General features: G+C 65.3%; 14 protein-coding genes. 9 read left to right on the forward strand and 5 right to left on the reverse strand.

The window, feature by feature from the left end; translation table 11 throughout:
* The first annotated feature begins 17 nt into the window (after nucleotides 1-17).
* Entirely contained in the window at nucleotides 18-2,216 is a 2,199-nt protein-coding gene (locus QKY98_RS22055) for a FimV/HubP family polar landmark protein (protein ID WP_284671600.1), read from the forward strand.
* Here the strand turns inward: QKY98_RS22055 and QKY98_RS22060 are convergent, their stop codons facing one another.
* Nucleotides 2,217-4,415 carry a patatin-like phospholipase family protein gene (locus tag QKY98_RS22060; protein WP_284671601.1) on the reverse strand — a complete coding sequence of 733 codons (2,199 nt, stop codon included), beginning with the start codon at nucleotides 4,413-4,415 and terminating at the stop codon, nucleotides 2,217-2,219.
* 71 nt (nucleotides 4,416-4,486) lie between these two features.
* Between QKY98_RS22060 and QKY98_RS22065 the strand changes: the two genes are divergently transcribed.
* Complete coding sequence (locus QKY98_RS22065; protein WP_044342334.1) at nucleotides 4,487-4,807, forward strand: Rdx family protein; 321 nt, start codon at nucleotides 4,487-4,489, stop codon at nucleotides 4,805-4,807.
* 2 nt (nucleotides 4,808-4,809) lie between these two features.
* Here QKY98_RS22065 and cspD read toward each other — a convergent pair whose 3' ends face one another.
* Nucleotides 4,810-5,085 (reverse strand): cold shock domain-containing protein CspD, encoded by a 276-nt coding sequence (gene cspD / locus QKY98_RS22070; RefSeq protein ID WP_007162297.1) that lies wholly within the window; start codon nucleotides 5,083-5,085, stop codon nucleotides 4,810-4,812.
* A 222-nt stretch (nucleotides 5,086-5,307) separates the two neighbouring features.
* Here cspD and clpS point away from each other — a divergent pair, with 222 nt between their 5' ends.
* Nucleotides 5,308-5,664: an ATP-dependent Clp protease adapter ClpS gene (clpS, locus tag QKY98_RS22075; protein ID WP_007162298.1), complete on the forward strand. Its 357-nt coding sequence runs from the start codon at nucleotides 5,308-5,310 to the stop codon at nucleotides 5,662-5,664.
* Between the two features lie 65 nt (nucleotides 5,665-5,729).
* On the forward strand, nucleotides 5,730-8,000 hold the full coding sequence (gene clpA / locus QKY98_RS22080; RefSeq protein WP_007162299.1) for an ATP-dependent Clp protease ATP-binding subunit ClpA: 2,271 nt from the start codon (nucleotides 5,730-5,732) through the stop codon (nucleotides 7,998-8,000).
* Between the two features lie 71 nt (nucleotides 8,001-8,071).
* On the opposite strand, the gene infA is transcribed toward clpA, so the two are convergent.
* From infA to aat, 3 genes are all read right to left on the reverse strand, one after another.
* Nucleotides 8,072-8,290 (reverse strand): translation initiation factor IF-1, encoded by a 219-nt coding sequence (gene infA / locus QKY98_RS22085; protein WP_002553999.1) that lies wholly within the window; start codon nucleotides 8,288-8,290, stop codon nucleotides 8,072-8,074.
* Nucleotides 8,291-8,384: 94 nt separating this feature from the next.
* Entirely contained in the window at nucleotides 8,385-9,092 is a 708-nt protein-coding gene (locus tag QKY98_RS22090) for an arginyltransferase (RefSeq protein ID WP_007162300.1), read from the reverse strand.
* Between the two features lie 35 nt (nucleotides 9,093-9,127).
* Nucleotides 9,128-9,817, reverse strand: coding sequence for a leucyl/phenylalanyl-tRNA--protein transferase (gene aat / locus QKY98_RS22095; protein WP_027597794.1), 690 nt, complete (start codon nucleotides 9,815-9,817; stop codon nucleotides 9,128-9,130).
* 256 nt (nucleotides 9,818-10,073) lie between these two features.
* Here aat and QKY98_RS22100 point away from each other — a divergent pair, with 256 nt between their 5' ends.
* Genes QKY98_RS22100 through cysG form a run of 5 tightly spaced genes read left to right on the forward strand, consistent with a single transcriptional unit; the run spans nucleotide 10,074 to nucleotide 17,255 of the window.
* Nucleotides 10,074-12,557 carry a DNA translocase FtsK gene (locus QKY98_RS22100; RefSeq protein ID WP_144957505.1) on the forward strand — a complete coding sequence of 828 codons (2,484 nt, stop codon included), beginning with the start codon at nucleotides 10,074-10,076 and terminating at the stop codon, nucleotides 12,555-12,557.
* 17 nt (nucleotides 12,558-12,574) lie between these two features.
* On the forward strand, nucleotides 12,575-13,198 hold the full coding sequence (gene lolA / locus QKY98_RS22105) for an outer membrane lipoprotein periplasmic chaperone LolA (protein WP_007162303.1): 624 nt from the start codon (nucleotides 12,575-12,577) through the stop codon (nucleotides 13,196-13,198).
* Between the two features lie 9 nt (nucleotides 13,199-13,207).
* Entirely contained in the window at nucleotides 13,208-14,536 is a 1,329-nt protein-coding gene (locus QKY98_RS22110) for a replication-associated recombination protein A (protein WP_027597796.1), read from the forward strand.
* A gap of 47 nt (nucleotides 14,537-14,583) precedes the next feature.
* Nucleotides 14,584-15,861, forward strand: a complete 1,278-nt coding sequence (gene serS, locus QKY98_RS22115; protein WP_284671602.1) for a serine--tRNA ligase — start codon at nucleotides 14,584-14,586, stop codon at nucleotides 15,859-15,861.
* Entirely contained in the window at nucleotides 15,861-17,255 is a 1,395-nt protein-coding gene (cysG, locus tag QKY98_RS22120; protein ID WP_007162306.1) for a siroheme synthase CysG, read from the forward strand. The genes serS and cysG overlap by 1 nt, the downstream gene beginning before the upstream one ends.
* Nucleotide 17,256 lies beyond the last annotated feature (1 nt).

Here is a 17,256-nt window from a genome sequence, read left to right on the forward strand (position 1 = left end):
CTGACGCAGCGGTATCCATGGTCGCGAAACGCCGTCCCCTTGCCTTTGTCATCCTGTCGGCCGCCGCGCTGACCACTCTTCCTCAAGCGGCGTTCGCGCTCGGCCTGGGGGGCATCACCCTGCAGTCCGCTCTGAACGAGCCCCTGCGCGCGCGGATAGAGCTGGTCAATATCGGCGATGCCGATGCCGGGGACTTCCGCATCCACCTGGCGGCGAACGAGGCGTTCGCCCAGGCTGGCGTGGACCGCACCCAGTTCCTCGATGACCTGGTGTTCACCCCGCACCTGCGCACGGCGGCCGGCAGCTACATCGAGGTCACCTCGCGGCGCTCGCTGGTCGAGCCCTATCTCGGCTTCATCGTCCAGCTGGAACAGCCAGGCGGCAAGCAGCTGCGCGAATTCACCCTGCTGGTGGATCCCCCGCGCAGCGGTGGCGCCCCTACCAGCGTCGCCAGTACGGCGCCGGCGCGGGTCCAGGCTGCACCCGCGCGCGCCGCCGCTGCGGCCCCCGCCACGGGCTCGATGGCTCGACAAGCCGTTTCGGCGCCGCGCCAGGGGCTGGCACCCTCGCAGGATCTGGCTGCCGGGGAAGGCGTCTACCAGACGCGTCCCAAGGACACCCTCTGGAGCATTTCCAAGCGCCTGGGGCCCATGGCGAACCGGTCGGCGGAGCAGCTCATGGCCGATCTGTTCGCGCTCAATCCGGCGTCCTTCGCCAACAACGATCCCGGGCGACTCAAGGCCGGGCAGCGCCTGCGGCTGCCGGTGGGGGTCAGCGAGCCTGCGCCGCGGCAACCCGTGGTGGCCAAGACCGCTCCATCGCCGGCGCCCACCCCGGTGCCCGCAGCACCGGTCGCCGCCGCGCCGGTGCTGGCACCTGCACCCGCGGCCTCGGCAGCCGCACCAGCGCCCGTCGCGGCCCCAGCCCCGGCAAGCGAAGGGGCGGCGCCACCCGTAACGGCGCCGCAGCCCGCCGCAAGCCCTGCCGAGGACACCAAGCCGCTGCTGGTGACCCAGGACCTGGGTCGGCAGGTCGGCGATCTGGAGGGTCAGCTCACCCAGCTGCAGGAGCGCTACGACGCGCTGCTGGCGCAGAAAGAGGCGATGATCGAACAGCTTCAGCAGGACCGTGACGGTCTGCAGCAGCAGTTGAAGCAGGCGCGTTCGGTGGCCCTGGCCGCGCCGACGCCGGTAGGCACCCCCGCGGCACCTGCAACGCCAGCGCCGCAGGCGGCACCCGTTGTGGGTTCCACGTCCGACAGCGCCGACGAAGGCCTGCTGTCCCTGCGCTCGCTGTTGCTGGCTGGCGCCGCGGCCATTCTGGCCCTGGCCGGGGTGCTCTGGTGGCGTCGGCGCCAGGCCGAAGAGGCTGCTGTCGACGTGGAGGACGAGGTCGAGCAGCTCGACAGGGCGGAGCCCCTGCCCGAGCCCGTTCTGGCCGCTACCCAGCCGGTGCCTGCCAAGGCCAGGCCGGCGACCGTCGCCAGCTCGGCGCCGGTCGACGATCATGCCGGTCGTGCGGAGATCTACATCGCCTATGGCCGTTACGGCCAGGCGCGAGAAGTGCTGGAAAGCGGTCTCGCCGAAGACGATCGGCGGCAGGATCTGCGGCTGCTGCTGCTCCGGGTACTGGCCACCCTGGGCGAGGCCCAGGCGTTCCGGCAGCACGAACAGCGCTTTCTCGCGCTGGGCGGCGTGGCGGCGAGCCTGGCAGTGCTGCATGCCCAGTTTCCCGGGATGTCCGCCGAACCGGTGGACCCCCTGCTGGAAGATGATCTGGACCTCGACCTGCCGGCGTTCGACGCGCCAGCGAGCGAGTGGTCGGCGGAATTGCAATTCGCCGAGCCGGCGGCGCCTGCCCCGGTGACCGAAGAGCACTATGACCTGGATCTGGCCGACCTCAGTCTCGATGAGGCCATTGCCCTGACCGAGGAGCTGGATGCCGATTCCGGGTGGAAGCAGGTCGATGCCCTGGAGGTCAGCCTCGAGGACGACTTCCCCGAAGGCCTGGGCGAGTTGCCGGCGGTCATGGAGCTGGACCTGAGTCTCGACGAGCACTTCATGGCCGACACCATCGCCCGGCGGTTCGCCGAGGCCGAGGCCTGTCTCGACCAGGGCGACGTCCAGCACGCGACCTCGTTGCTGCAGGAGATCGTCAGCGAGGGCAGCGACAGTCAGCGCGAGCGGGCCGAGATCCTGCTGTCCCGCATCGCCTGATCAGAAGCTGTTGCCCAGGTTGATGTAGAAGGCGTGCTCGCCCTGGTCGCTCAGGCCATAGGTGAACTTGAGCGGCCCCAGTGGCGTATCCAGGCCGAGGAACAGGCTGGCTGCGCTGATGTTGCCGCTGTCGTAGTCGTCGTCGCGGTTCCAGATCCGCCCCTGCTCCAGGCTGCCACCCAGGTACACCGGGGTGTCCAGTGGGAACAGCGAGCGTTGCGTGAGCTGGTGGTAATAGATCAGCCGCGCCAGACCGTAGTTCTGCCCGGACAGGGCGTCCTGCCGATAGCCCGAGAGCTGCCAGGCTCCTCCCAGCAGGAAGCTGCTGGTCACCACATTGGTGTCGCTGTCGGTCGACAGGGTGCGGCCCAGGCCGCCACCCAGCACGAAGGTGTTGTAGCCGTAGCTAAGCGCCTTGTTCAGGTGCAGATCCAGCTGCCGATAGCGCGAATCCGAGCCCAGGCTCGGATCGAATTGCTTGAGCGTCAAGGCCAGATCCTGGCCCTCCCGCGGGAAGTTCACGTCGTCCAGATCGTCCAGCGAATAGCGCAATTCGTAGAAGCCTTCGGTAAAGGATTCCTCGGGTGTCTCTCGCGGGCCGACATGCACCTTGGTGCTGCCCCAGTCGTGGCCGATGCCCAGGCGTATCTCGGCCTTGTTGCCGATCTGCCGCCCTACGTTCAGGCCGAAGCCATAGCGTTCGCGGCGGTATTCGGCGATGGGGTCGTTGCGTTCCAGCTGCTCGATGTTGCGCGCCTCGCCGCCGATATAGGGGGCTATGAAATAGCGTGAGCCGACGTCCAGCGGCTGGTAGAACTCGCTGTAGAGCTCCTGGTGATCGCCGATCTGCACCCGCGTCAGCCATTCGCCACCCAGACGATTGAGGCCATTGATGCGATAGCTGGCACCGAAGTTGAAGGCGCTGTCGCCTCGCAGGTCATCCGACAGATTCAGGCCCAGCCGCAGGAAGTCCGTGCCGCTGCGCTTGCCGCGGGCGTAGATCACCAGCACATTGTCACCGGGGCCATCCCGGCGGATGCGGTATTCCACCTGGTCGAAGTAGTCCAGGCCATAGAGGGTGCTCATGTCATCCTGCAGGCGCTCCACGTTAAGGGGTTCGCCCAGGCGCTGACGGATGTAGTGGCGGATGACCTCGTCCTCGACCTTGGAATCGTTTTCGATGCGGATGGCGTCGATGACCGGGGTGCGGCTGCTGGGCGCACGCGCGGCCGCCACCGCGGTGGTGCGTTCGTTCTTCGCGTCCTTGCGCAGCACCGCGAGCTCGCCGGCCATGGCCATCGTCGCCCGGTAGCCCGCATCGATCAGCGCCTTGACCTCGCTGAAGTCGGTGCTGGTATAGCTGGCCAGCGGCGGCTGGATCAGCAGGTCCTGCTTGCCCAGGGTCGCCAGTTGCGCCTGGGAGTTGTTGCGGGTCATCAGGGTGGTGGACTGATTGAGCACGTCCAGCACCGTGGTCAGGTCCTTGCGCTTGAGCAGCGCGGTGCCGATGTCGACCACCACCACCCGCTGCGCGCCCATGTCCCGCGCCACGTCGATGGGGATGTTGTCGACCATGCCGCCGTCCACCAGCAGCCGACCGTCGATCTCCACCGGGGCGAACACCGCCGGAATCGACATGCTGGCGCGGATGGCCCGGGGCAGGTGGCCGTGGTCGAACACCACCTTCTCGCCGGTGGTTATGTCCGTGGCCACGGCGCGGAAGGGGATGGCCAACTGGTTGAAATCCCGGGTGTCGCTGGTATGCACGAACAGCTTTTCCAGCATCATCCCCAGGTTCTGGCCCTGGATCACCCCGATCGGCAGGCCCAGGGTGCCATCGTCGCGAAAGCTCAGCTTCTGCTTGACCAGGAAATCGCGGTCGTCCTGCTTGCGCCTGAAGGGCACGTCCTTGCGTGGCGGCTGGTCGGAGAGCACCTGGCCCCAATCCATGTCCAGCGCGATGCGTTCCAGTTCCTCAGCGCTGTAGCCGGCGGCATAGAGACCACCGATCACCGCGCCCATGCTGGTGCCGGCGATGGCGTCGACCTGGATGCCCTGTTCCTCCAGCGCCTTGAGCACGCCGATATGCGCCAGCCCCCGGGCCGCGCCGCCGGACAGCACCAGTCCCACCTTGGGCGGTGGCGCACCCCAGGCCAGGGCGGACAGCAGAAGGCAGACTACGGGCAGCAACAGGCGCATAGGACGGACCACATGGCGGACGGGATCGAGGGCTGCGTATTATAGGGAGCCCAGGCCTTGCGAGGTGTACCGTGGCGAACGCCAAACCTGTCATCACCATCCACTACTGCACCCAGTGCCAATGGCTGCTGCGCTCGGGGTGGCTGGCTCAGGAGCTGCTCAGCACCTTTGGTACCGATCTGGGTGGGGTGACGCTGCTACCGGGGACCGGTGGCGTGTTCGAGATCGCCTGTGGCGGGGAGGTGCTCTGGGAGCGCAAGCGGGATGGCGGCTTTCCCGATGCCAGAACGCTGAAGAACCGGGTCAGGGACCTGATGTTTCCGGAGCGCGATCTGGGGCACAGCGAGGGACAGCGGCGCGAAGGCGGGGATGGCGCCCCCGAAGGGGCGTGAGATCAGGCTTCCGAGCTGACCGTATCCCGTACATCGAGGGTATTGGTGACTGGCGCTGCGGCGGGTGCGCTCACTTCGGCCGCGCGAATCTCGACGGCGTGCAGGCCCTTGGGACCCTGAACGATATTGAAGTTGACCGCCTGGCCCGCCTTGAGTGTGCGGTAACCGTCCATCTGAATGGCCGAGTAATGAGCGAATAGGTCTTCATCACTGTTATCTGCAACGATGAAGCCATATCCTTTGGCGTTGTTGAACCATTTGACCTTGCCACTGAGCATACCGGCTCCCTCTGCAAAGGACTCCAAGCCTGGAGTATCATTCGACTACAGTTCCAGTGAATCCACACAGACGCCACTACAACGGAACCCTTGGTACCTCGTCGGGTACAGGATGTTTGTAACACCCTTTCAGTCTTAGTCAAGGCAAGGCACTAGGCGGCTGAGACGTGGATCAAGCTCTTTTTTTCCTGCTATTCATCCCGTAATTCGGAATCGATCAGAATGCGTGTAATCGACCCCATCCGACTGGCGGCGGACGACAACGAACATCAGGACGGCGACAACGGTGGCCTGGCGGTGCAGGAAGCCAAACCTGCACTAAAACGGCCAGCCAGATATCGCGTTCTGATGTATAACGATGACTACACCCCGATGGAGTTCGTCGTCGAGGTGCTGGAACGCTACTTCAGCATGAACCGCGAAGCGGCTACCCAGGTGATGCTCACTGTGCATACTCAGGGAAAGGCGGTCTGCGGAACATTTACTCGCGATGTCGCTGAAACCAAGGCCATGCAAGTCAATCAATATGCGAGGGAGTGCAACCACCCGCTGCTGTGTGAAATCGAAATCGAAAGTTAGATCTGTGCTGCTTGGGCTACTGTGCTGCTTGGGCTACTGTGCTGCTTGGGCTATGAGGTGAAGCTATGTTGAATCGTGAGCTCGAAGTCACCCTGAATCTCGCCTTCAAGGAGGCGAGGACGAAGCGTCATGAATTCATGACCGTTGAGCACCTCCTGCTGGCGCTGCTGGACAACGAAGCGGCCGCCACCGTGTTGAGAGCCTGCGGCGCCAACATCGATCGCCTTCGTCGCGATCTGTTGGAATTCATAGATTCCACCACGCCCCTGATTCCACAGCAGGATGACGAGCGCGAAACGCAACCGACGCTGGGCTTCCAGCGGGTCCTGCAGCGTGCGGTCTTCCACGTGCAGAGCTCGGGCAAGCGCGAAGTGACCGGGGCCAACGTCCTGGTGGCCATCTTCAGCGAACAGGAAAGCCAGGCGGTGTTCCTGCTCAAGCAGCAGAGCGTGGCGCGGATCGACGTGGTCAACTTCATCGCCCACGGCATCTCCAAGGTGCCCGGCGCCGCCCCTGAAGCCGAACAGGATCAGGACGCCGCCGAGGAGGAGGGTGCCGAGCCCAGTTCCTCCAACAATCCGCTCGAAGCCTACGCCAGCAACCTCAACGAGCAGGCGCGGCAGGGCCGCATCGATCCACTGGTCGGCCGCGAGCACGAAGTCGAGCGCGTTGCCCAGATCCTCGCCCGGCGTCGCAAGAACAATCCGCTGCTGGTGGGTGAGGCCGGGGTCGGCAAGACCGCCATCGCCGAAGGCCTGGCCAAGCGCATCGTCGACGGTCAGGTCCCCGACCTGCTGGCGGACAGCGTGGTCTACTCCCTGGACCTCGGTGCCCTGCTGGCCGGCACCAAGTACCGTGGCGACTTCGAGAAGAGATTCAAGGCCCTGCTGGCCGAGCTGAAGAAGCGGCCCCATGCCGTGCTCTTCATTGACGAGATCCACACCATCATCGGTGCCGGCGCGGCCTCGGGCGGAGTGATGGATGCCTCCAACCTGCTCAAGCCGCTGCTGTCCTCCGGCGAGATCCGTTGCATCGGCTCCACCACCTTCCAGGAATTCCGCGGCATCTTCGAAAAGGACCGGGCACTGGCTCGGCGCTTCCAGAAGGTCGACGTGGTCGAGCCCTCGGTGGACGACACCTACGGCATCCTGCGTGGCCTCAAGGGGCGCTTCGAGCAGCATCACCACATCGAGTACACCGATGAGGCGCTGCGTGCGGCAGCCGAGCTGGCCGCCCGCTACATCAACGACCGCCACATGCCTGACAAGGCCATCGACGTCATCGACGAAGCCGGCGCCTATCAGCGCCTGCAGCCCGAGGATCGGCGCGCCGAGCGCATCGACGTGCAGCAGGTCGAGGACATCGTCGCCAAGATCGCGCGGATTCCCCCCAAGACCGTCAACAGTTCCGACAAGGAGCTGCTGCGCAACCTGGAGCGTGACCTCAAGCTGACCGTGTTCGGTCAGGACCTGGCGATCGAATCCCTGTCCACTGCCATCAAGCTGTCCCGTGCCGGTCTGAAGTCGCCGGACAAGCCGGTCGGTTCCTTCCTCTTCGCAGGTCCCACCGGCGTGGGCAAGACCGAGGTGGCGCGGCAGCTGGCCAAGGCCATGGGTGTGGAGCTGGTGCGCTTCGACATGTCCGAGTACATGGAGCGGCATACCGTGTCCCGGCTGATCGGTGCGCCCCCCGGCTATGTCGGTTTCGACCAGGGTGGCCTGCTGACCGAGGCCATCACCAAGACGCCGCACTGCGTGCTCCTGCTCGACGAGATCGAGAAGGCCCACCCCGAGGTGTTCAACCTGCTCCTGCAGGTCATGGACCATGGCACCCTGACGGACAACAACGGTCGCAAGGCCGACTTCCGCAACGTGATCCTGATCCTGACCACCAACGCCGGTGCCGAAACCGCATCCCGTGCCTCCATCGGCTTCACGCTGCAGGATCACACCACGGATGCCATGGAAGTCATCAAGAAGAGCTTCACGCCGGAGTTCCGCAACCGTCTGGATACCATCATCCAGTTCGGCCGACTGAGCACCGAAGTCATCAAGAGCATCGTCGACAAGTTCCTCACCGAACTCCAGGCGCAACTCGAGGACAAGCGTGTACAGCTCGAGGTCAGCGATGCGGCCCGTGGCTGGCTGGCAGAGCGTGGTTATGACGTGCAGATGGGTGCTCGTCCCATGGCGCGCCTCATCCAGGACAAGATCAAGCGGCCGCTGGCCGAGCAGATCCTGTTTGGCGACCTGGCCGACCATGGTGGTATCGTGCACATCGATGCGGTGAACGACGAGCTGGAGTTCGAGTTCGAGACCACGGCCGAACCTGCCTGAGGGCAGGTCGCGGTTTACAATCGCTCATGAAAAAGCCCGGCATCGCCGGGCTTTTTCATGAAAGGATTCGCTTAACGCGCGCGGTAGGTGATCCGGCCCTTGCTCAGATCGTAAGGCGTCAGCTCCACGCGAACCTTGTCCCCCGTGAGGATGCGGATGTAGTTCTTACGCATCTTTCCGGAGATGTGCGCGGTGACGACGTGCCCATTTTCCAACTCCACGCGAAACATGGTGTTGGGCAGGGTGTCGACGACAGTACCTTCCATTTCGAAGCTGTCTTCTTTCGACATATATAGAAAAGCCCTCGGTGACAAGATAGGCCCAGAGCAGTCCGGGCGAAAAAGGCCCATATTCTGACAGAAATTCAGAAAAAGCGCTATTTCGTCAGGCCAGGGCGACCCAGCGCTGATTGACGAAGAGCTCGATGGGGCGATACTCGGTCTTATAGGACATCTTGCGACACCCTTTGATCCAGTAACCGAGATAAACCGCATCCAGGCCGAGGCGCCGGGATTCCGCGATCTGCCAGAGGATGCCGAAGACGCCGAGGCTGCGCTTCTCCTCGCTGGGATCGTAGAAGGTATAGACGGCCGACATGCCGTTGGGCAGGACATCGGTGACGGCGATTCCGATCAGACGATCTTCCACCCGCATCTCATAGAAGAAGGCGTAGGGCAGGTTGCTGACCAGGAAGGTGGAGAACTGGCCGCGACTCGGCGGGAACATGTCGCCGTCGGCGTGCCGCTCGCTGATGTAGCGGGCGTACAGCTGATAGCGTTCTTCGGTGAAGCCCGGGTCGCAGCGGCTGACCTTGATGTCGAGGTTGCGCTTGAGGACGCGATTCTGCTTGCGGCTGGGGCGAAAGCGGGCGACGGGAATGCGGGCGGGGACACAGGCCTTGCAGAGCTGGCAGTGAGGGCGATAGAGGTGGTCGCCACTGCGGCGGAAGCCCAGTTCGGACAACTCCGCGTAGATCTGGCCGTTCATGGGCTGCGAGGGGTCGAGAAACAGCGTGGTCGCCTGCTCGTTGGGCAGGTAACTGCAAGCGTGAGGCTGGGTTGCGTAGAACTTGAGTCTCGCCAGCTCGGTCATGTCGAACCTCTACATAAGCCTAGCCTGAGTGTAAGTCACCCGCAGGAGGTAGGCCAGGCGGCCATGCTGGCCTGATCCAGGTATTTGGCCAGGTATTCGGCAAAGCGTTCCCGAGAGAGACAGCTCGCGCCGAGACTCTGCAGATGTGCGGTTTGCATCTGGCAGTCGATCATCACGAAGCCCCAGGCCGCTAGGTCCCGGACCAGGGTCACGAAGCCGATCTTGGAGGCGTTGTCGACGTGGCTGAACATGGATTCGCCGAAGAACAGCTTGCCCATGGCGATGCCATAGAGGCCGCCGACGAGCTGGTCGCCGTCCCAGACCTCCACGGAGTGGGCCCAGCCCTGGGTGTGCAACTGCTGGTACGCCTGACGCATCTCCGCGGTGATCCAGGTGCCGTCCGCATCGCGGCGCGGACCGGCGCAGGCCAGGATCACCCGCTCGAATGCCTGGTCGTAGGTGACCCGCAGCGGCGTCTTGCGCAGAGTCTTGGCCAGGCTGCGGGAAACGTGCAGATCCGGCGGAAAAAGCACCGTCCGCGGATCCGGCGACCACCAGAGCAGGGGCTGGCCGGCCTGGTACCAGGGAAAGCAGCCATGTCGATAGGCGCTGATCAGGCGCGCCGCACTCAGGTCGCCGCCGATGGCCAGCAGGCCGTTGGGTTCGCGTAGCGCCTGCTGCAGCGGCGGAAAGTCAGGGCTTTCGCGGGTCAGCCATTTCACCATGGTAGGGGAGGGCGCCTTCTGATGGGTGGAGCCGAAGCTGTGCCGCTTGTGCGTAACAAGCTCAAGAAATCGTCATAACTCTTTGTCAGGACAACGAAAGAATGCTCCAATGTTGTGCCTGAAGGCGGTTCCGGTACGGCCGGCCGCTATCGTGCCATGTTTCGCCGTGGGACTGTAGAAGCAGGGCCCGGGCGATCTAGAATGGCGCACTGTTTTTGATTCACGGTCACACGTTCCGTGTGCGGGAAAAGCGCGCTTGAAGCAATCCAGTTCTGTCAGCCACGTCAACCAATGGCGTGAGCATCTGCATTATCGTCTCAAGGAGGTGGTGCTCATCGCACTGGCCGCCTTGTGCCTGTATCTGCTCATGGCTCTGCTGAGCTACGACCCCTCCGATCCGGGCTGGACCCACACCAGTCGCATCGATCAGGTCCATAACACCGCGGGCCGCGCCGGCGCCTGGCTGGCCGACGTGCTGTTCATGGCCCTCGGCTATTTCGCCTTTGTGTTTCCCGTACTGCTCGCCGTCAAGACCTGGCAGATCTTCCGCAAGCGGCATCTGCCCTGGGAATGGAGCGGCTGGCTGTTTTCCTGGCGGCTGACCGGCCTGGTGCTGCTGGTGATCTCGGGTTCGGTACTGGCCTATATCCATTTCCATGCGGCCTCGGCGCTGCCGGCGTCCGCCGGCGGCGCGCTGGGCGAAAGCCTCGGGCAGCTGTCGGTCGCCGCCCTCAATGTCCAGGGCAGCACGCTGCTGTTCCTCGCGCTGTTCCTGCTGGGGCTCACCGTCTTCACCGACCTGTCCTGGTTCAAGGTGATGGATTTCACCGGCAAGGTCGTGCTCGATCTGCTGGATCTGGTGCAGGGTGGCTTCAGCCGCCTGGCCGGCGGTCGCCGTCAGGCTCCGGAGCTGGACGGCTTCGACGAGCCGGTGTCGCCGCCGGTCGCCCGCAAGAGCAAGGCGCGCGACGTGCCGGTTCCGGTCGCCGACGAAGACCTCGACGACCTGCTCGACATCGCGCCCCCGCCGCGGGTCGAGCGCGCCGCGCCGCGCATCGAGATGCCGGCGCCTAGTCGCTTCGTCGCCGAGCCGGCGGAGCCCGCCCCTGTAGCTGCCACGCCCGTCGCGGCGGCTGCCAGCGTGGCCATGCCCAGCCCGCCGCCGCGCAAGGCTGCGCCGGCGCCAGCCCCTGCGCCTTATGCGCCGGCAGCCGCCGTCACCCGTGTCGATGCGGACCTGGAGGGCACCCTGCCGCCGCTGTCGATCCTGGATCGCGCCGAGAAGAAACAGCAGAGCTACTCGCCGGAATTCCTCGAAAACATGTCGCGCCTGCTGGAGGTCAAGCTCAAGGAGTTCGGCGTCGAGGTACTGGTCGAAAGCGTCCATCCCGGCCCGGTGATCACCCGCTTCGAGATCCAGCCGGCGGCCGGGGTCAAGGTCAGTCGCATCTCCAACCTGGCCAAGGACCTGGCGCGCTCCCTCGCCGTGTTCAGCGTCCGGGTGGTGGAAGTCATTCCCGGCAAGACCACCGTGGGTATCGAGATTCCCAACGAGGATCGCCAGATGGTGCGCTTCTCCGAGGTGCTCGAATCGCCCGAGTATGCCGCGGCCAAGTCGCCCGTCACCCTGGCCCTGGGTCACGACATCGGCGGCAAGCCGGTGATCACCGACCTGGCCAAGATGCCGCACCTGCTGGTCGCCGGTACCACCGGCTCCGGTAAGTCGGTGGGCGTGAACGCCATGCTGCTGTCGATCCTGTTCAAGTCCAGCCCGGAAGACGCGCGGTTGATCATGATCGATCCCAAGATGCTGGAACTCTCGATCTACGAGGGCATTCCGCACCTGCTCTGTCCGGTGGTCACCGACATGAAGGAAGCCGCCAACGCCCTGCGCTGGAGCGTGGCGGAGATGGAGCGGCGCTACAAGCTGATGGCGGCCATGGGCGTGCGTAACCTGGCCGGCTTCAACCGCAAGGTGAAGGACGCCGAGGAAGCGGGCACTCCGCTGACCGATCCGCTCTATCGTCGCGAGAGCATGGACGACGAGGCGCCGCTGCTGAAGACCCTGCCGACCATCGTGGTGGTGGTGGACGAATTCGCCGACATGATGATGATCGTCGGCAAGAAGGTCGAAGAGCTGATCGCGCGGATCGCGCAGAAGGCGCGAGCGGCCGGCATCCACCTGATCCTGGCCACCCAGCGTCCATCGGTGGACGTCATCACCGGTCTGATCAAGGCCAACATCCCGACGCGGATGGCCTTCCAGGTGTCGAGCAAGATCGACTCCCGGACCATTCTCGACCAGGGCGGCGCCGAACAGCTGCTTGGTCACGGTGACATGCTCTATCTGCCGCCGGGTACCGGCCTGCCGATTCGCGTCCACGGCGCCTTCGTGTCCGACGACGAGGTCCATCGCGTGGTCGAGGCCTGGAAGGAGCGCGGCGCCCCCGACTACATCGAAGACATCCTCAGCGGCCCGGACGAGGGCGGCGGGGCAGGCTTCGAGGGGGGTGGTGGCGAAGGCGGCGAGAGCGACGAGGACGATCCGCTCTACGACGAAGCGGTGCGCTTCGTCACCGAGAGTCGCCGGGCTTCCATCTCCGCGGTCCAGCGCAAGCTCAAGATCGGTTACAACCGGGCGGCACGCATGATCGAAACCATGGAAATGGCCGGTGTCGTATCGCCCATGAACACCAACGGCTCGCGTGAGGTCACAGCGCCTGCTCCGGTGAGAGACTGACATCCATGAGGACCTCGATGCACAAGCTGCGTTGCTTCGCCCTGGCCGCCTTGGCCGCCGTAAGCTTTTCCGCCCATGCCGACCAGGCGTCGGTGGGTCGCCTGTCGCAACTGCTGGACAAGGCCCAGACCCTGACCGCGCGCTTTTCGCAACTGACGCTGGATGGCTCGGGTACCCGCCTGCAGGAAACCGCCGGCAACATGAGCCTCAAGCGTCCCGGGCTGTTCCGCTGGCATTCCGATGCCCCCCAGGAGCAGCTGCTGGTGTCCGATGGCAAGCAGGTCTGGCTGTACGACCCGGACCTGGAGCAGGTCACCATTCGCAAGCTGGACCTGCGCCTGACCCAGACGCCGGCGCTGCTCCTGTCGGGTGACATCTCCAAGATCGAAAGCAGCTTCGACGTCACCAGCAAGGACGCCGGCAACGTCGTCGACTTCGTACTCAAGCCCAAGACCAAGGACACCCTGTTCGACAGCCTGCGGCTGTCGTTCCGCAACGGCGTGATCAACGACATGCAGTTGATCGACGGTGCCGGTCAGAGAACCAACATCCTCTTCTTCAACGTCAAGCTCAACGAGCCGGTGGCCGCGTCCCAGTTCACCTTCCAGGTACCCAAGGGAGCCGACGTCATCCAGGAGTGATCGCACCCCATGGATCTCTTCAGCACCGCACCCGTCGGGCAGCCCTTGGCTGCCCGCATGCGTCCCGAGACCCTCGATGAATACGCGGGTCAGCAGCACCTGCTGGCGCGGGGCAAGCCCCTGCGCGAGGCGCTGGAGCAGGGTGCGCTGCATTCGATGATCTTCTGGGGGCCGCCCGGGGTGGGCAAGACCACCCTGGCGCGGCTGCTGGCGCAGGTCTCCGATGCCCATTTCGAAACGCTGTCGGCGGTGCTCTCCGGGGTCAAGGAGATCCGCCACGCGGTGGAGGTGGCCAAGCAGCAGGCCGCCCAGTATCGCCGCCGTACCATCCTCTTCGTCGACGAGGTGCATCGCTTCAACAAGTCGCAGCAGGACGCCTTTCTGCCCTATGTCGAGGATGGCACCCTGATCTTCATCGGGGCGACCACCGAGAATCCCTCCTTCGAGCTCAACAACGCGCTGCTTTCGCGAGCGCGGGTCTATGTGCTCAAGAGCCTGGACGACGAGGCCCTCGCCGGCCTGGCACGCCGCGCCCTGACCAGCGCCAAGGGCCTGGGCGAGCGCCAGCTGAGTCTGCCCGACGACGCCCTGGCGCTGCTGCTGGCCGCCGCCGATGGCGACGGTCGCCGACTGCTCAACCTGCTGGAGAACGCCGCGGACCTGGCCGAGGATGGCGGCGTCCTGGACGCCGAGCTGTTCCAGAGTCTGCTGGGCGATCAGCGCAGGCGCTTCGACAAGGGGGGCGAGGCCTTCTACGACCAGATCTCGGCGCTGCACAAATCGGTGCGGGGCTCGAATCCCGATGGTGCCCTCTACTGGTTCGCGCGGATGATCGACGGTGGCTGCGATGCGCTGTACATCGCCCGGCGAGTGGTGCGCATGGCGAGCGAAGACATCGGCAACGCCGATCCGCGCGCTCTGAGCCTGTGCCTGGACGCCTGGGACGTCCAGGAGCGCCTGGGCAGTCCGGAAGGCGAGCTGGCCATCGCCCAGGCGATCGTCTATCTGGCCTGCGCGCCCAAGAGCAATGCCGTCTACCTGGGCTACAAGGCCGCCCTGGCCGATGTGCGCCAGAACGGCTCGCGCGAGGTGCCACTGCACCTGCGCAACGCGCCGACCAAGCTGATGAAGAATCTTGGCTACGGCGACGAATACCGCTATGCCCACGATGAGCCTGAGGCCTATGCCGCGGGCGAGGACTACTTTCCCGAAGAGCTCGAGCCGCGCCGCTACTATGAGCCGGTTCCCCGTGGGCTGGAGCTGAAGATCCGCGATAAACTGCAGCACCTGGCGGACCTCGACCGGTCCAGCCCGCGCCAGCGCCGGCGGCGTTCCTGACCCCCCGCCCGCGCCGTTGCCCCCATTCCTAAGCAAGAGAAACGGACATGCTTGATTCGAAACTGGTTCGCACCCAAACCGAGGAGGTGGCCGCACGTCTGGCGACCCGTGGCTACGTCCTGGACGTCAGCCTGGTGGAGTCGCTGGAAGCTCGTCGCAAGGCCGTGCAGACCCGCACCGAGACCCTGCAGGCCGAGCGCAATGCCCGCTCCAAGGGGATCGGCCAGGCCAAGGCGCGCGGTGAAGACATCGCGCCGTTGCTGGCCGAGGTCGATCGCATGGGCAGCGAACTGGAAGAAGCCAAGCGCGAGCTGGATCTGGTCCAGGGCGAGCTGGATGCCCTGCTGCTGGGCCTGCCCAACCTGCCCGACGCCTCGGTGCCGGTCGGCAAGGACGAAGACGACAACGTCGAAGTCCGTCGCTGGGGCACGCCGCGTGAGTTCGACTTCGAGATCAAGGATCACGTCGCCCTGGGCGAGACCCACGGCTGGCTGGACCTCGAGACCGCTGCGCGTTTCTCCGGCGCCCGCTTCGCCGTGATGCGTGGCCCCATCGCCCGCCTGCATCGGGCGCTGGCGCAGTTCATGCTCAACCTGCACACCGGCGAGCACGGCTACGAAGAGACCTATACGCCCTACCTGGTGCAGGCCGAAACCCTGCAGGGCACCGGTCAGCTGCCCAAGTTCGAGGAAGACCTGTTCAAGATCGGCCGCGAAGGGGAGAGCGATCTCTACCTGATCCCCACCGCCGAGGTCACCCTGACCAACCTGGTCGCCGGCCAGATCCTCGACGCCAAGCGTCTGCCGCTCAAGTTCACCGCCCATACCCCCTGCTTCCGCAGCGAAGCCGGGGCCTCGGGGCGCGACACCCGCGGCATGATCCGTCAGCACCAGTTCGACAAGGTGGAGATGGTCCATATCGTCGAGCCGAGCACCTCCTTCCAGGCCCTGGAAGAGCTGACCGGCCACGCCGAAACCGTACTGCAGCGCCTGGAGCTCCCCTACCGGGTGCTGTCGCTGTGCACCGGCGACATGGGCTTCGGCGCCACCAAGACCTACGACCTGGAAGTCTGGGTGCCGAGCCAGGGCAAGTATCGCGAGATCTCGTCCTGCTCCAACTGCGGTGACTTCCAGGCGCGCCGCATGCAGGCCCGCTATCGCAATGCCGAGGGCAAGCCCGAGCTGGTGCATACCCTCAACGGCTCCGGCTTGGCCGTGGGTCGTACCCTGGTCGCCGTGCTGGAGAACTATCAGCAGGCCGATGGCAGCATCCGCGTTCCCGACGTCCTCAAGCCCTACATGGGTGGCCTCGAGGTCATCGGCTGATGGACTACCTGCCGCTCTTCCACAAGCTCGACGGCCGTCCGGTACTGGTGATCGGCGGGGGCGATATCGCCCTGCGCAAGAGCGTGCTGCTGGCCGAAGCCGGCGCGCTCATCACCCTGGTGGCGCCGGAGATCGAGCCTGAGGTGCGCGCCTTCGTCGAGGCGCGGGGCGGTAGTTGCCGGGTCGAGCGCTATGCGGCGGACCATCTCGCCGGGCATTGCCTGGTGATCGCGGCCACCGACGATGACGAGGTCAACGAGAGGGTGTCCCACGACGCCCAGGCCCTGGGCCTGCCGGTCAACGCGGTGGATGCGCCGAAGCTGTGCACCGTGATCTTCCCGGCCATCGTCGATCGGTCGCCCCTGGTAATCGCCATCTCCAGCGGCGGTGACGCCCCGGTGCTGGCGCGCCTGGTGCGGGCCAAGCTGGAGAGCTGGATCCCGGCGACCTACGGGCAGCTGGCGCAACTGGCCCAGCGCTTTCGCGCCCGGGTGAAGACGCGCTTCGCCGATCTGCAGGCGCGGCGGATCTTCTGGGAAGAGGTGTTCCAAGGCGAGGTCGCGGAAAAGGTCTTTTCCGGCCAGCCCCAGGCGGCCGAACAGCTGCTGGAAGCCAAGCTGACCAGCGAGACCGCCACCTTCCGCGGCGAGGTCTATCTGGTCGGCGCCGGTCCCGGCGATCCGGATCTGCTGACCTTCCGCGCCCTGCGGCTGATGCAGCAGGCCGACGTAGTGCTCTACGACCGCCTGGTGGCCCCAACCATCCTCGACATGTGCCGGCGCGATGCCGATCGCATCTATGTCGGCAAGCGTCGCGCCGAGCACGCGGTGCCGCAGGATGATCTCAATCGCCTGCTGGTCAAGCTGGCCCGGGAGGGCAAGCGGGTCCTGCGATTGAAGGGAGGCGATCCCTTCATCTTCGGTCGCGGGGGCGAGGAGATCGAGGAGCTGGCGGCCGAAGGCATTCCCTTCCAGGTGGTGCCGGGCATTACCGCGGCCAGTGGCTGTGCGGCCTATGCCGGCATTCCCCTGACCCACAGGGACCATGCCCAGTCGGTGCGCTTCGTCACCGGCCATCTCAAGGACGGCTCGGCCGATCTGCCCTGGACCGATCTGGTGGCGCCGGGGCAGACCCTGGTGTTCTACATGGGCCTGGTGGGACTGCCCACCATCTGCGAGCAACTCATCGCCCATGGCAAGGATCCGGCAACGCCGGCGGCGTTGGTGCAACAGGGCACCACGCTCAATCAGCGGGTATTCACCGGTACCCTGCAGGATCTGCCGCAGCTGGTTGCCGAGCATGAGGTCCACGCGCCGACGCTGGTGATCGTCGGCGAAGTGGTGGCACTACGCGAGAAGCTGGCCTGGTTCGAAGGCGCCCAGACGACGGTCTGAC

Origin of the sequence: Pseudomonas sp. HR1 (genome assembly GCF_030175875.1) — a bacterium.
Taxonomy (GTDB): domain Bacteria; phylum Pseudomonadota; class Gammaproteobacteria; order Pseudomonadales; family Pseudomonadaceae; genus Chryseomonas; species Chryseomonas oryzihabitans.